This window comes from Streptomyces sp. NPDC049954 (assembly GCF_040656295.1).
GTDB lineage: Bacteria > Actinomycetota > Actinomycetes > Streptomycetales > Streptomycetaceae > Streptomyces.
This window is the reverse complement of record NZ_JBFALS010000009.1, coordinates 1-15,079: the sequence shown is the minus strand read 5'-3', so window position 1 is coordinate 15,079 and position 15,079 is coordinate 1. Positions and strand designations below refer to the sequence as shown.

The 15,079-nt window shown below is 72.5% G+C and carries 11 protein-coding genes, 1 pseudogene and 1 riboswitch; of the genes and pseudogenes, 7 read left to right on the top strand and 5 right to left on the bottom strand.

What is annotated here, in order from left to right; all coding sequences use genetic code 11:
- Positions 1-346: 346 nt before the first annotated feature.
- Positions 347-489, top strand: a riboswitch (SAM riboswitch).
- 384 nt (positions 490-873) lie between these two features.
- On the top strand, positions 874-1,656 hold the full coding sequence (locus AB0J21_RS21475) for a cell envelope biogenesis protein OmpA (protein WP_363147658.1): 783 nt from the start codon (positions 874-876) through the stop codon (positions 1,654-1,656).
- Positions 1,657-1,672: 16 nt separating this feature from the next.
- On the opposite strand, the gene AB0J21_RS21470 is transcribed toward AB0J21_RS21475, so the two are convergent.
- Together AB0J21_RS21470 and AB0J21_RS21465 are read right to left on the bottom strand one after the other, a co-directional pair.
- The gene (locus tag AB0J21_RS21470; protein ID WP_363147657.1) at positions 1,673-2,401 is read right to left on the bottom strand and encodes a type 1 glutamine amidotransferase; all 729 of its coding nucleotides are present in this window, start codon (positions 2,399-2,401) and stop codon (positions 1,673-1,675) included.
- A gap of 103 nt (positions 2,402-2,504) precedes the next feature.
- Positions 2,505-3,974 carry a cytosine permease gene (locus AB0J21_RS21465; RefSeq protein WP_363147656.1) on the bottom strand — a complete coding sequence of 490 codons (1,470 nt, stop codon included), beginning with the start codon at positions 3,972-3,974 and terminating at the stop codon, positions 2,505-2,507.
- 293 nt (positions 3,975-4,267) lie between these two features.
- Here AB0J21_RS21465 and AB0J21_RS21460 point away from each other — a divergent pair.
- Positions 4,268-4,931 (top strand): annotated as a pseudogene (locus tag AB0J21_RS21460) (phosphoribosyltransferase family protein).
- 133 nt (positions 4,932-5,064) lie between these two features.
- On the opposite strand, the gene AB0J21_RS21455 reads toward AB0J21_RS21460, so the two are convergent.
- Both AB0J21_RS21455 and AB0J21_RS21450 read right to left on the bottom strand, forming a co-directional pair.
- Positions 5,065-5,628, bottom strand: coding sequence for a type 1 glutamine amidotransferase domain-containing protein (locus AB0J21_RS21455; protein WP_363147655.1), 564 nt, complete (start codon positions 5,626-5,628; stop codon positions 5,065-5,067).
- Between the two features lie 72 nt (positions 5,629-5,700).
- Positions 5,701-6,027, bottom strand: coding sequence for a plasmid stabilization protein (locus AB0J21_RS21450; protein WP_363147654.1), 327 nt, complete (start codon positions 6,025-6,027; stop codon positions 5,701-5,703).
- A gap of 372 nt (positions 6,028-6,399) precedes the next feature.
- Between AB0J21_RS21450 and AB0J21_RS21445 the strand changes: the two genes are divergently transcribed.
- From AB0J21_RS21445 to AB0J21_RS21430, 4 genes are read left to right on the top strand one after another with little or no spacing between them, the layout of a single operon-like run.
- Positions 6,400-7,503 carry an acyl-CoA dehydrogenase family protein gene (locus AB0J21_RS21445; RefSeq protein WP_363147653.1) on the top strand — a complete coding sequence of 368 codons (1,104 nt, stop codon included), beginning with the start codon at positions 6,400-6,402 and terminating at the stop codon, positions 7,501-7,503.
- Positions 7,500-8,270, top strand: coding sequence for a PIG-L family deacetylase (locus tag AB0J21_RS21440; RefSeq protein WP_363147652.1), 771 nt, complete (start codon positions 7,500-7,502; stop codon positions 8,268-8,270). The genes AB0J21_RS21445 and AB0J21_RS21440 overlap by 4 nt, the downstream gene beginning before the upstream one ends.
- A 38-nt stretch (positions 8,271-8,308) precedes the next feature.
- Positions 8,309-8,896, top strand: a complete 588-nt coding sequence (locus AB0J21_RS21435) for an SAM-dependent methyltransferase (RefSeq protein WP_363147938.1) — start codon at positions 8,309-8,311, stop codon at positions 8,894-8,896.
- Positions 8,893-9,663, top strand: coding sequence for a glycosyltransferase (locus tag AB0J21_RS21430; RefSeq protein ID WP_363147651.1), 771 nt, complete (start codon positions 8,893-8,895; stop codon positions 9,661-9,663). Before AB0J21_RS21435 ends, AB0J21_RS21430 begins: the two co-directional genes overlap by 4 nt.
- 19 nt (positions 9,664-9,682) lie before the next feature.
- On the opposite strand, the gene AB0J21_RS21425 is transcribed toward AB0J21_RS21430, so the two are convergent.
- Positions 9,683-10,813: a glutathione-independent formaldehyde dehydrogenase gene (locus tag AB0J21_RS21425; protein WP_363147650.1), complete on the bottom strand. Its 1,131-nt coding sequence runs from the start codon at positions 10,811-10,813 to the stop codon at positions 9,683-9,685.
- A 347-nt stretch (positions 10,814-11,160) separates the two neighbouring features.
- Between AB0J21_RS21425 and AB0J21_RS21420 the strand changes: the two genes are divergently transcribed.
- The gene (locus AB0J21_RS21420) at positions 11,161-14,991 is read left to right on the top strand and encodes a GH92 family glycosyl hydrolase (protein ID WP_363147649.1); all 3,831 of its coding nucleotides are present in this window, start codon (positions 11,161-11,163) and stop codon (positions 14,989-14,991) included.
- Positions 14,992-15,079: the final 88 nt, after the last annotated feature.

Here is a 15,079-nt window from a genome sequence, read left to right as displayed (position 1 = left end):
ACGGGGAGTACCGGTCCGTCGGGCGCCCGGCGGGCCGGGGCGCGGGCGCCGAAACCGCCTGCGCCGCGCGGGCGGACCTCGGAGGATCGTGGCAGGACTCCGACGCCGGGTGCGGGGCGCTCCCCGTCCACCACCCGGCGTCCGCACCCCGCCGCCGAAGAAGGCCGCCCGTGGATCCGGGCCCCCTCCTCCCCCTGCGTACTCCACGCCTGACGCTGCGCCTGTTCACCGCGCGGGACCTGGACGCGATGCACGCCTACCAGGGGCAGACCGTGGTCGCTTGCGAAGTCCGCGCCACGAGACCGGTCTTGACGGCCGTTGCGGGCCCCGTGACACTGAGGAGGACGGTCACGATCGTCAGCGCCCGCGCGCGCAGACCCCGTACGCGGTTCATCGGCCCCGGCCCGCTGACAGGCAACCCTTCCGCCGCGATGGGGTGCCCCGGGTGACGACCGGGTCCCGCCGACGGCGGCGGGGCAAGCGTGGTTTGCCTCCGGCGAACCCGGGAGGGGACTGGTGGGGATGTCAGGAACGGTCAGGGAAGCGACGCGGATGCCGCGCCGGCGACCGGCCTCCTCGCCCGCTCCCCGGCGCCGCACCTTGACCCGTCGGCTGCACATCGATCTGCTGCGGGTGTGCAGCGCCGCTGTCCGTCTCCGCTGACGGGCGGATCGCCGGCGCGCCCCGTGCGGCCCCTGCCCACGCCGTGCCGCACCGTTCACGACGGGTCAGGACCTGCGTCCGGCTCGCCGTTCCGCACCGGGCGGGCCCGCCGGGACCCCCGCGCCCCGCTCCGCCCTCCTGTACGTCCCTCCTTCCGCGCCCGTTTCGCCGGCTCCGGACACCCCGCCGAGTCAGATGAGTTGGAGAGCCATGACCGCTACCGCCCCGCACACCCACGACCAGGCGCAGCACCCCCTCGCGACGCTCGTCCGCCCTTCCCTGCCCGCCCCCGTCTTCCGCGGCCGGATCGGCAGTTCGGCCGCCCGGGGCTTCTATCCGGCGCCGCACCGCTACGAGGTGTACCTGCGCGGCCACTGTCCCGACGCGCTGCGGGTGTTCGTCACGCTGGGCCTGCTGGGCCTGCGCGAGGAGGTGCCCGTGACGGTCCTGGGCACGCCGGGCGTCACGCCCTCGGCGGAGGCGGGGCTGCGGCACGCCTACGAGGCGGCGCGGCACCGGTACGCGGGGCCGCTCTCCGTGCCGGCCCTGTGCGACCGGTGGAGCGGCCGGGTGGTCAGCAACCACGCCCCGGACATCCTGCGCGACCTCACGGACCGGTTCCCCTCCCCCGCCCGCGACGGCCGCCCCGGGGCGCCCGGGCTGCGGCCCGCGTGCCGCGCCGCCGACATCGACCGGCTGGAGTCCCTGCTCCATCCCCTGCCCGAGGAACGCGAACACCACTGCTCTGGGGCGGTGTTGGACGAGATCGACCGGCGTCTGACGGACAGCCCCCATGTGTGGGGCGAGGCGCTGACCGCTTCCGACGTCGACGTCTGGGCGGCACTGCTGTGGCCGGCCGCCGGACACGGGGGCGAGCTGCGGGCCGCGCTGGAGGAGCATCCCGGCCGCCTGCGGCTGCTGGCGTACGTGGAGCGGCTCAGCGCCCGGCCGCAGTTCCGGGCGGCGCTGGAGGCCGGGCTCGGGCCGCGCTGAGAGGCAGCCGCCGGTCTCAGCGTTCCGCCGAGGTCACCACGTCGGCGAAGCGGTGGGCGACCGTGCGCCAGGTCTCGACGGTGGACGGCTCCTCGCGCAGGGCGAGGGCACGCAGGGTCTCGGGGTCCGGGGCGCCGTGCCGGGACAGCCGGCCGGGGTTCCAGTGCCGGATCCGTTCGGCCGTCGCCTCCGGGTGGAACTGCACGCCCCACGCCGAGGGGCCGACCCGGAACCCCTGGTAGGGGCAGTGCTCGCTGTGCGCAAGCCAGTGGGCGCCCGGGGGGAGCGCGGTGATGGCGTCGACGTGGTTCTCGATGGCCCGGGGGTGCGCGGGCAGACCGTGGAACAGCGGGTCGTGCGCGGCTTCGGGGCGCAGGCTGAGCCGGGTGCTGCCGAACTCCGGGGTGCCGTGCTCTGCGCGCACCTCGCCGCCCGCGACCTGGGCGAGCATCTGGCCTCCGAGGCAGATGCCGAACAGCGGGGTCGCTCCGCTCAGGGCCTGGCGTACGAGGTCCCGGGTCGCGGGCAGCCACGGGGCGCGCGCGTCGTCGTCGGGGAGATAGGCACCGCCGAGGACGACGAGCGCGTCGTGTTCGAGCCGGTCGGGGACCGGGGCTCCTTCGTACGCGGGCAGCACGTGTGCCCGTACGCCCCGTCCGGCCAGCCAGCCCGCCCAGGGGCCGAGTCCGCCGGCGGGCCCGTGCTGGATCACCAGGGCCGTGGCCGTCGTCCCCGTAGTACTCATGACCGGCTCTCCCCACCTCGTCGACGCGCTCCGGCCCTGCCGTACCACCCTAACCAGGGGCACGAGCCTCCTCCCTTGGCCGGTCGGCCGTCGAGTCCCGTGGTCAGCCGGCCGCCGAGACTCCGCTCGGCTGCGGCGGCGTCGGGGCGGGGATGCCCGGCTCCTCCTGGCCCCAGATCATGTGGTCGGGCACCCGGGCGCGGTCGCCGCGTGCCAGTACGGCGTAGAGGGCGGCGGGGATCACGAGGCCCACGATCCAGGAGATGTCCGCTCCGCCGAGCCGCCCGACCAGCGGGCCGGTGTAGAACTCCGTCGCGCTGAACGGGAGTTGGGCGAGGATGCCGAGGACATAGGTGAGGATGGCCCGCCACCGCCAGGTGCCGTAGCGGCCGGCCGGGTCGGACAGCGCCGGGAGGTCGTAGCGCTCCTTGGCGACGAAGTAGTAGTCGACGAGGTTGATGGCGCTCCACGGCGTGAAGAAGATGAGCAGGAAGAGCAGGAACGTGGAGAAGGAGTCCAGGAAGTCGCCCCGGCCCAGCAGGGCGACGACGGTTCCGGCCAGCATGATGCCCAGCACGTAGCCCGCCCGCCCGCGCCGGCTGAGGCCGCGCTGCGCGCGGAAGCCGCTCACTCCGGTCAGCAGGGACATGAAGCCGCCGTAGGTGTTGAGCACGTTGATGGTGAGTTTGCCGAGCGCGATCACGAAGTAGAGCACCGAGGCGATCAGTCCGCCGCCGCCGAGGCCCACGACGTAGCCGACCTCGTCGCCGACGATGGCGCCGGCGGAGGCGGCCGCGGCGAGCGCGCCGAAGGCCATGGACCACTGGGAGCCGAGGACGGTGCCGGCCAGCGTCGCCCAGAACGTGGTGCGCGGGGAGGTGTCGCGCGGGAGGTAGCGCGAGTAGTCGGCGACGTAGGGCCCGAAGGCGAGTTGCCAGGAGGCGGCGAGGGAGACGGCGAGCAGGAAGGCGGGCAGGTGGAAGGAGTGGTCGGCGAGGTCGCCCAGGGAGACGCGGCGCAGGAGGCGGATGCCGAGGTAGACGAAGGCCAGCGCGCACACCACCCCCGCGACCCGGCCCAGGCGGTGGATGACCCGGTAGCCGATGACCGCCATGACGGCCGTGACCACGGCGAAGACGAGGATGCCGGTGGTGTCGCCGAGGTGGGTGAGGTGACCGACCGCCTGTCCGGCCAGGACCGTGCCGCTCGCGAAGAACCCGACGTACATGACGACGACGCACACGAGCGGCACGATGGCCCCGTAGACGCCGAACTGGGCCCGGCTGGAGATCATCTGCGGCAGTCCGAGGCGGGGACCCTGCGCCGAGTGCAGGGCCATGACGGCGCCGCCGAGCAGGTTGCCGAGCAGCAGCGCGATGAGTGACCAGAAGGCGTCGGCGCCGAGGACGACGGCGAGCGCGCCGGTCACGACGGCGGTGATCTGGAGGTTGGCGCCGAACCAGAGGGTGAACTGGCTGAAGGGTGTGCCGTGCCGCTCACGGTCGGGGACGACCTCGATGGAACGGCGTTCGACCAGGCCGTCGTCGCTTGCGGACGGCTGGGGAGCTGACATGGCGGACTCCTCGGACCAGGGGGCGTCCGGGCGCTGCCTGCACACCCGGATAAATAATTCCATTCAGGCTAGGCTTGATTGAATGGTTGTCAATGCTCCAGGTGTTGCCGATCAGGGAACCTCGCGCTACGGAAACCGGCATTCCCTCGTGAACACGCGCCGGTCGTGGCATACGGCGCATCGGGCGGCACGGCGGGGCCCTCACCGAGCCGGACGCAGTGCGCCTGACCAAGAGCCCTCGATCTGCCGGGGACAATGTCCGCCCGTCCCCGGAGGAAAGCAGGTGCAGGCTGATGCGCTTCCACGACCGCCGCGACGCGGGCCGGAGGCTCGCCGTCCGGCTGAGCGAATGGTCGGCCGGTGCTTCCCTGGTCGACCCCGTCGTCCTCGCGCTGCCCCGAGGGGGTGTCCCCGTCGCCGCCGAGGTGACCGCGGTGCTCGGGGTGCCGCTCGACCTCCTGGTGGTCCGGAAGATCGGGGTCCCCGGGCAGCCGGAGACCGGCGTCGGCGCGATCGTCGGCGAGGACCCGCCGCTGTACGACCGGCGCATGACACAGGGACTCGGCCTGAGCGAGGACCGGCTCGGGCCGCAGGTGGAGAGCGAACGCACGGAACTGCGTCGTCGCGAACTGTTGTACCGGGGCGACCGGCCGGCACCTCCCGTCGAGGGGCGGACCGTGCTCCTGGTCGACGACGGGCTCGCCACCGGGGTCACCGCGCGGGCCGCCCTGCGTCACCTGCGGCGGCTGCGGCCCGCCCGGCTGGTCCTCCGCCGTCCCCGTCTGCGCCGCCGGGACGGCGGAGGAGATGAGCGGGGAGGCCGACGACCTCGTGTGCCTGCACCAGCCGTCGGACTTCCGCGCGGTCGGCCTGTGGTACGACGACTTCGACCAGGTCGGCGACGAGGAGGTCCTGCGCCTCATGCGCGAGCACCGTGCCGCGACGGAGGAGGGCTGAAGCGCCCCCGGGGCGCGTCGGACCGCGAGCGCCCACCGCGTGAGCCCCTCATCGCCCGCCGGTCCGTACCGGGAGGCGATGAGGGGCTCACGCGGACTCCGGAGCAAAGACGAGCGGGCTGGACGGAGCGCTCTCAGCCCAGCAGCGCCTTGTCGACCTCGCCGAGGAAGTCGTCCAGGTCGCCCGGATTGCGGGAGGTCACGAGGGTGTACCCGCCGGCCGTGTCGGTGACCACGGAGCGGTCCACCCAGTCCTTCGCCCCGGCGTTGCGGATGTCGGTGCGCAGCGAGGGGTACGAGGTGAGGGTCTTGCCCTCCACGAGGCCCGCCTCCACGAGGGCCCAGGGGCCGTGGCAGATCGCCGCGATCGGCCGCCCCGCCGAGGCGAAGGACCGGACCACGCCGAGCGCGTCCTGGTCGAGGCGCAGGGAGTCGGCGTTCAGGGTGCCGCCCGGGATCAACAGCAGTTCGTAGGCGGCCGCGTCGACGTCGGTGATCGTGGTGTCAGGCCGCACGGTGGTGCCGGGGTCCTCGTCGCTGACCAGTGTGCGGACCGGCTCGTCCTTCACGGCCGCGACGGTGACCTGCGCGCCGGCCTTCCTGAGGTGCTCGACCGGGACGACGAGTTCGTCCTGCTCCACGCCGTAGTTGGTGACGAGGGCAAGGACGCGGTGCCCGCTGAGATCTGCGCCGGCCATGGTGTCTCTCCTTCGTGCTTCGGTTCTGTACGAGGTGCCGCCTCGTGCGGCGCTGGGGCGCTGCCGCGCGGGTCAGCGGCCCACGGCCTTGCGCAGCTCCTGCTTGTTCATCGAGGAGCGGCCCTTGACGTTCTTCTTCCTGGCCTCCTCGTAGAGCTGGTCGCGGGTGGGGCCCTGCGCGCCGCTGTGCGAGCGTTCGCCGCCGCGTTCCGGGGCGGACTTGGGGTCCCTCGTCGAGACCTTGCTCGCGGATTTCGACTCGCCGGAGCGGGCCCGTTCCTTGTTGACGGTGCGCGCGGCGATCTCCTCCGCCCGCCCCTCGGACGTACCGCGCTTCTCGGCGCTGTCCTTGATGTGCTCGTACTGCCGCTCCCGCTTCGGGCTCGCACCTGCAGGCATGCTCCACCTCTTCTCCTACGGCTTCCACGTTCCTCCTGGCGGGGGCTCCCCGCCACGCGGGTCGGGTACCCCGGCGGGGCGGGCTTGCACACCCGCGAGTGGCCCACCGCGCCCCACTCCACTGGACGGCACAACGGCCCGGGCCGCTAGCCGGGTGCGCCGGCGGAGTCACCCGCCGTGGCGCGGCCCGTTTACGGCGCGCCGCCCCGGGCACCCAACCCCAGCCCCCTTCGAAGTGGCGTTCGTCAGGGAGAGGGGGCGAGGACGACAGAAATGCGGGCCCCTGCCGCAGCCCACAAAATACGAGAAGCAGCCACAGAGCCGGATCCCGTCCCCAGGGGCGGGTACGCGCCGCGCGAAAGGCACAGGTCGATGTCCCCCACCGCTCAGAATCCGCCCCCGGTCCCCGACTCCACCACGCTGCGGGAGGCGGCCGCGGACCGGTTCGCGCGCTGGGCCGCCTCCGGGGACGCCACGCTGCCGCTGCCGGGCGGCGGCCGCACCCGGGACCGGTTCCGGGCTCTGGTCGGCCTGGGCAGGACGGACCTGTCCCTGACCCGGCTCGCCGAGGGACACGTGGACGCCGCGGCGATCCTCCAGGAACTGGGAGCCGCGCCGCCCGGCCCCGGGGAGCGCTGGGGCGTGTGGGCGGCGCAGCCTCCCGGCCCCGGGCTGAGCGCGCGGCGCGCGGGCACGTCCTGGCTGCTGGACGGGGTCAAGCCGTACTGCTCCGGGGCGCACTCCTGCACGCATGCTCTGGTGACCGCCGACACCGGCGAGGGCCACCGGCTCTTCGTCGTGCCCACCGACCACCCCGGCTACCGGCCCGTGGAGGGCACGTGGCAGGCCCTGGGCATGGCGGGCAGCGACACCCCGGACGTCCGCTTCACCGCCGTCGCGGCCCGGGCGGTCGGCGGGGTCGACGCCTATCTGGAGCGGCCGGGCTTCGAGCACGGCGGCGTCGGAGTGGCCGCCTGCTGGATCGGCGGGGCGCTCGCGGTCGCGGACACCCTGCACGAGGCCGCCCGCACGCGGACGAGCCCCTTCCTCGCGGCGCACCTGGGGGCCTGCGACACGGCGCTGCACGCGGCGCTCACGGTGCTCGACGAGGCGGCCGACGCGATCGACCACGACCCGCTCGACCTGCTCGGCGGGGCCCGGGTGCGGGGGCTGCGGGTGCGGGCGCTGGCCGAGCGGGTGTGCTCCGAGGTCCTCGACCGGGTGGGGCGCGCGACGGGCGCGGGACCGTTGTGCCACGACCCCGGGCACGCCCGCAAGGTCGCCGACCTGACCGTCTACATCCGTCAGCACCACGGCGAACGCGATCTGGCCGCGCTGGGCACCCTGCTCGCCGAGGACGACGCGGTCCGGGCACAGGACGGCCCGGGCCAGGACCGCTCCCTGTCCGGCGGCACTGAAGGACGGATCGTGCCGGCCGGTTCCTCCGTCGGCGGACCGGCGAAGGGGGACGCGTGACCACCACGGACCCCGGCCGGTCGGCGGCGGCACGGTCCATCGACGCGCCCGGCACCCCCGAGGCCCGCTGGGCGGAGTGGGCGGGCCTCGCCGCGCTGCCCGCCGTCGAGTTGCCGCCGGGCCCGGTGGTCGTCGTCTCCGCGCATCCCGACGACGAGGTGCTGGGCCTGGGCGGCACCCTCGCGGCTCTCGCCGACGCGGGGACCGAGGTGCACCTCGTGACCGCGACCGACGGGGAGGGCTCGCACCCCGGGAGTGTCCATCTCACGCCGCGGGCGCTCGCCGAACGCCGGGCCGGGGAACTCGACGGGGCTCTCGACGCCCTCGGCCTCGACCTCGGCCGGGTGCACCGTCTCGGCATCCCCGACACGGCCGTCGCGGCTCACGAGAACCGGCTCACCGACGTCCTCGCCGGACTGCTGCGCACGACGGGCGCCGCGGTGTGCCTGGCCCCCTGGGACGGTGATCTGCACGCCGACCACGAGGCGGCGGGCCGCGCGGCGACCCGGGCCGCGCGCCGGACCGGCGCCCTGTGCCGGCACTATCCCATCTGGCTGTGGCACTGGGCGGGGCCCGGCGACCCCCGGGTGCCCTGGGCCTCGGCCGGCCGGTTGCCGCTCGGCGCCGGCGCCCTGGAGCGCAAACGCCGGGCCCTGGGCCACTTCGTCACCCAGACCGCCCCGCTCGGCCCCGGAGAGGACACCGTGATCCTCCCGCCCGAGGAACTCGCCCACCACATACGGCCCTTCGAGGTGATCTTCTCGTGACCGCACCTTCCGCGACGCCCCCGGACTACTTCACCTCCATGTACGCGGGCACCGAGGACCCCTGGAATCTCGCGGGCCGCTGGTACGAGCAGCGCAAGTACGCCCTGACCCTCGGCGCGCTGCCGCACCAGCGCTTCCGCCGGGCCTTCGAACCGGGCTGCTCCGTGGGCGTGTTGACGGGGCTGCTCGCGGGGCGCTGCCAGGAACTCCTCGCGGCCGACCGGGTCGCCTCCGCCGTGGACGCCGCGCGGGCACGCAACCGCGACCTGCCGCACGTCGCGTTCCGGCACCTGGTCCTGCCGGACGACTGGCCCGGGGGAGGCTTCGACCTGATCGTGCTGTCCGAGTTGCTCTACTACTTCGACGACGCCACGCTGCGCACCGTCCTCGACCGGGCGGCACACTCGCTGGAGCCGGGCGGCACGCTGCTCACCGTGCACTGGGACCACCCGGTGCCCGACCACGTACGCACCGGCCGGGAGCTGGACCCGTTCCTGGACGCCCTGGAGGGGATGAGCCCCCAACTGCGCCTGGACGACCCGGATTTCGTCCTGCGCACCTTCCGCAGAAGGCTCGCGGACGGCGGCGAGGCCCCGTCCACCGCCGCGGCGGAAGGGCTGGTGTGACAGACACCGGACCGCGGTGCGGTGCCCCGCCTGCCGCACACCGCACCGCGCTCCTCGTCGCCGTCCCGGCGCACGACGAGGCCGAACGACTCCCCGGGGCCCTGCGCGCCCTGCGGGCGGCGGCGCGCCACCCCGCCCTTCTGCGCGCCGGAGTGCGGGTGCTCACCGTGGTCGCCGCCGACGCCTGCACGGACACCACCGCGCAGGTCGCCCTTTCGTACGGCGCCGGGGTCGTGGAGGTGGCGCACCGGAACGTGGGCGCGGCGCGCGGCGCCGCCGTACGGCACGGGCTGCTGCGGCTGGGGATCGCGGCCCGCACGGTGTGGATCGCGACGACCGACGCCGACAGCCTCGTCCCGCCCGACTGGCTCGCGCACCAGTGGCAGCGGGCGGCGGAGGGCTGGGAGTGCGTGCTGGGCACGGTACGGCTGGAGGCCTGCCCGCAGCTTCCGCCCGAGGTGGTCGAGCGGCACCGTTCGCTGTACTACGCGGACCGTGCGCCGGGCGCCGCCTCCTGGTCCCATCCGCACGTGCACGGCGCCAACTTCGGTGTGTGCGCTCAGGCGTACGCCCGCGCGGGAGGTTTCCCCGCGCTGGAGCACAGCGAGGACCGCGCTCTCGTGCGGGCCCTGGAGCGGGACGGTGCGCGCGTCCTGCGCACCGACCGCTGTCCGGTGCTCACCTCGGGCCGCACCGACCCCAGGGCCCCGCACGGGTTCGGTGCCTTCCTTCAGGATCTGGCGACGCCCGTCCGCCCCGGGGACTGAGGAGGCGACGAGAGAGCGCTCAGGGCTTGAGGATCACCTTGGTCCAGCCGTCGAGCCGGTCGTCGAAGGAGCGGTACGCGGTGGCCGCCTCGTCGAGCGGCAGCTCGTGGGACACGATGAACGAGGGCGTGGCCCGCCCCTGGTGGATCAGCTTCCCCAGCCGGCGGTTATACGCCTTGACGTTGGCCTGTCCGGTGCCGATGCGCTGTCCCTTGAACCAGAACTGGCCGAAGTCGAACGGCAGTTTTCCCTGTCGCGTCAGTTCGGTGGGCGCGGCGTCGTCCTGCGGCAGGAACACGCCGACCACGCCGATCCCGCCGGTGGCGCGCACCGAGGCCACCAGGTCGTTCATGGTGGCCTCGGGCTTCTCGTTGCCCTGCGGGTCGTGGGCCTGGTAGCCGACGCACTCGCAACCCCGGTCCGCTCCCCCACCGGTCAGGTCGAGGATGCGCTCGACGTGATCGCCCTTGCTGTCGTCGACCGGGGTCGCCCCGGCCTCCTCGGCGAGTTTGAGCCGGTCCGGGTGCCGGTCCACCAGGAGGACCTGGCTCGCGCCGCGCAGCCGCGCGGAGTACGCGGCCATCAGCCCGACCGGGCCGCCGCCGTAGACCACGACGGACTCGCCGGGCGAGACACCGGCGAGTTCGGTGGCGTGGTACCCGGTCGGGAAGATGTCCGCGAGCATGACGTAGTCGTTCTCCTTCTCGGCCGCGTCCTCGGGCAGCACGAGACAGTTGAAGTCCGCCCAGGGCACCCGCAGGTACTCGGCCTGCCCGCCGGCGTAACTGCCCATCTCCGCGAAGCCGTAGGCGCCGCCCGGGGTGTCCGAGTCGACCGAGAGACAGAAGCCGGTGAAGCCGCGCTCGCAGTTCTCGCAGAAGCCGCACCCCACGTTGAAGGGCAGGCAGACCCGGTCGCCCACCGTGATCCGGTCGACGCCGTCGCCCACCTCCACGACCTCGCCCAGGTTCTCGTGCCCGAGGACGCGGCCGGTCTCCATCGTCGTGCGGCCCTCGTACATGTGCAGGTCGGACCCGCAGATGTTGGTGGACGTGATCCGGACGACGACGTCCGTCGGCCGCTCGATCGCGGCGTCGGGAACCTCTTCGACCGCCACGTCCTTGGGGCCTCGGTACACCAGTGCCTTCATGGGGTGATCACCTGTCTTCCGTACTCGCTGGTCGCCTGCGCACTCCCGCTCCGCACACCGTCTCGGCGCCCGGGCGGACGCACGGGTCCGGGCCTGTCCGCGTACCCGGGCATACCGGCCGTACTCACCACCATGCGCGGCCCGGGCACGGGGCGCATCAGCTGCGCCCGCCCGCCCCTTACGGCCGCATTCGCCCGCGTCCCACCCGTCACTTTCCCGCCAACCTTCTCCTCCCTCCGTACGGACTCTTGAACTTTGGTCCCGCCCAGGCACCTACTGAACGTTGCACAGCTTGCTGACAACGTTGTCCAAGGGTCCGCCAAGGACCGGAGTACGAGGAGGCCACAATGCGGAACCGGTCTCGGCACAGACGAGGCTTTCCCGCGGTCGTCCTGGGGACGGCCCTGCTTCTGCTGGCCGGCACGGCCCAGGGCGCGACGGCGGCCACGAACGCCGCCCCGCACCGTCCGTCGGACACTTTCCGTTCGTCGTTCGAGGACGGGGAACCCTCCCCGGACTGGCTGAGCACGGCCGACACGGATGCCGCCGGACACCCGCGCACCTCGGGCGTGGACGGGAGCTACAGCTCGGGCATCCCGGGCAATGTCAGCGACCACGTCACCGATGTACGGGCCAGCGAGGAGAACACCGGCGGCGGGGAGGGCGCGGCGAATCTCGTCGACGGCCTTCCCGGCACGAAGTGGCTCGCCTTCACGCCCACCGCGTGGACGGAGTTCGACCTCGACGCGCCGGCCAAGATCACGCGCTACGCACTGGTCTCGGCCAACGACCACGACGAGCGCGACCCGAAGGACTGGACCCTTCAGGGCTCCACCGACGGCAAGGACTGGAAGACGCTCGACACGCGTTCCGGCGAGTCCTTCGCCAAGCGCGCCGAGACGAAGACCTACGACATCGCGGGCTCGGCGGTCGCCTATGACCACTACCGGCTGGAGTTCACCGCCAACAACGGCGCGGACGACGCGATCCAGCTCGCGGACGTGCAGCTCTCCACGGGCGAGGACGCGCCCGGCCCCAAGAACATGCAGACGCTGGTCGACAAGGGCCCCTCGGGCTCCCCGACGGCCAAGGCGGGCGCCGGGTTCACCGGCAAGCACGCCCTGCGCTACGCGGGCACCCACCAGGCGGACGGCCGGGGTTACGCGTACAACAAGGTCTTCGACGTGAACGTCGCGGTGAAGCGGGACACCGAACTCTCGTACCGCGTGTTCCCCTCGATGCCGGAGACGGACCTCAACTACCCGGCGACGAACGTCTCGGTGGACCTCGCCTTCACCGACGGCACGTACCTGAGCGATCTGGGCGCGCTGGACCAGAACGGGTTCCGGCTCAGCCCCAGGGGCCAGGGCGACTCCAAGTCGCTCTACGTCAACCAGTGGAACGACCGTTCCTCGCAGATCGGCGCGGTCGCCGCCGGCAAGACGGTGGACCGGGTGCTGGTGGCGTACGACGCGCCGAAGGGCAAGGCGAAGTTCCGCGGCTGGGTCGACGACGTCGTCCTCGACAAGAAGGCTCCCCAGGCGCCGAAGGCGCACCTGTCCGACTACGCGCTGACCACCCGGGGCACCAACTCCAGCGGTGACTTCTCCCGGGGCAACGACCTCCCGGCCGCCGCGGTGCCGCACGGCTTCAACTTCTGGACGCCGGTGACCAACGCCGCCTCCACGAGCTGGCTGTACGACTACGCGCGCTCCAACAACGCGGACAACCTGCCCACCATGCAGGCCCTGGCCGCGAGCCACGAACCGAGCCCGTGGATGGGCGACCGGCAGACCTTCCAGGTCATGCCCTCGGCCGCCGCCGGCGCCCCGCCCACCAGCCGTACCGAGCGGGCGCTCCCCTTCCGCCACGAGAACGAGACCGCGAAGCCGTACCTGTACGGAGTCACCTTCGAGAACGGGCTCAAGGCCGAGGTCACCCCGACCGACCACGCGGCGATGATGCGGTTCCGCTTCCCCGGTGACGACGCCTCCGTCGTCTTCGACAACGTCTCCGAGCAGGGCGGACTGAGCCTCGACAAGGAGAAGGGCACCTTCACCGGCTACTCCGACGTCAAGAGCGGGCTGTCGACGGGCGCCACCCGCCTGTTCGTCTACGGCGAGTTCGACGCGCCGGTGAAGTCCGGCGAGTCCTCGGGCGTCAAGGGCTACCTGGGCTTCGACGCCGGCCGCGACCGCACGGTCACCCTGCGGCTGGCGACCTCGCTGATCAGCGTCGACCAGGCGAAGGCCAACCTGGCCCAGGAGATCCCGGCGGGCCGCTCCTTCGACACGGTCACGTCACAGGCGCAGAAGTCCTGGGACGAGATCATGAACGTGATCAAGGTCGAGGGCGCGAGCCAGGACCAGCTCACCACGCTCTACTCCAGCCTGTACCGGCTCTACCTGTACCCGAACTCCGGTTTCGAGAACACCGGTACGCAGAAGCAGCCCAAGTACCAGTACGCGAGCCCCTTCTCGAAGATGACGGGGCAGGACACCCCCACCCACACCGGCGCGAAGGTGGTCGAAGGAAAGCCGTACGTCAACAACGGTTTCTGGGACACCTACCGGACCACGTGGCCGGCGTACTCGCTGTTCACCCCGAAGAAGGCGGGCGAACTGGTCGACGGCTTCGTGCAGCAGTACCGGGACGGCGGCTGGATCTCCCGCTGGTCCTCGCCGGGTTACGCCGACCTCATGACCGGCACCTCCTCGGACGTGGCCTTCGCGGACGCCTACACCAAGGGCGTGGACTTCGACGTGGAGTCGGCGTACAAGGCGGCCCTGAAGAACGCGACCGTCGTACCGCCCTCCTCCGGGGTCGGGCGCAAGGGCATGGACACCTCCCCCTTCCTCGGCTACACCAGCACCGACACCGGTGAGGGCATGTCGTGGGCGATGGAGGGATACGTCAACGACTACGGCATCAGCCGGATGGCGGACGCCCTCTACAAGAAGACGAAGGAAGCGCACTACAAGGACGAGTCCGCGTACTTCCTCAACCGTGCGCAGGACTACGTCAAGATGTTCGACGACAAGGCGGGCTTCTTCCAGGGCAGGGACGCCGCGGGCACGTTCCGGCTCCCGGCCGACAAGTACGACCCGCGGGTGTGGGGTTACGACTACACCGAGACCAACGGCTGGGGTTACGCCTTCACCGCCCCGCAGGACTCCCGGGGCCTGGCCAACCTGTACGGCGGCCGGGACGGTCTGGCCAAGAAGCTGGACACGTACTTCTCGACCCCCGAGACCGCCACGGCGGAGTTCACCGGCTCCTACGGCGGGGTCATCCACGAGATGACCGAGGCCAGGGACGTACGGATGGGCCAGTACGGCCACAGCAACCAGGTCGCCCACCACGCCACGTACATGTACGACGCGGCGGGGCAGCCCTGGAAGACGCAGGAGAAGGTCCGCGAGGTCCTCTCCCGGCTCTACACGGGCAGCGCGATCGGCCAGGGCTACCACGGCGACGAGGACAACGGCGAGCAGTCGGCCTGGTACCTGTTCTCCTCGCTCGGCTTCTACCCGCTCGTGATGGGCGGCGACGAGTACGCGGTGGGTTCCCCGCTGTTCAAGAAGGTGACCCTCACCATGGAGGGCGGTCACAAGCTCGTGATCAACGCCCCGAAGAACAGCACGAAGAACATCTACGTGCAGGGCCTGCGGGTCAACGGCAAGAAGTGGGCCTCCACGGCGCTGCCGCACGAGGTGATCGCCAAGGGCGGCACCCTGGACTTCGACATGGGAGCGAAGCCGTCGAGGTGGGGCACCGGCAAGGGTGACGCGCCGGCCTCGATCACCCAGGACGACAAGGTGGCCGCGCCCCGTTCCGACGTCCTCACGACGGGTCAGGGCCCGCTGACCGACAACACCTCGGCCACCGAGGCCGCCTTCACCTCGGCCGAACTCCCGGTCCAGTCCCCGACGAAGGCGATCCAGTACACGCTCACCTCGTCCGACCACACGAAGGCCCCGGTCGGCTGGACCCTCCAGGGCTCGGCCGACGGCTCCACGTGGCGTGACCTGGACAAGCGTTCCGGCGAGTCCTTCCCGTGGGACAAGCAGACCCGCGCCTTCACCGTCCAGCACCCGGGCAGCTACCAGCACTACCGCCTGGTCCCGGACAGCGGCTCCGAGGGTTCGCGGATCGCGGAGGTGGAACTCCTGTCCTGACCACCGTCCGGGCGGGCAGCCGGTCCGCCCGGGAACGCTGACGTGGGTGTGCCCCCAGCCGTTCGGTGGCGACGGCGCTGCCGTCCCG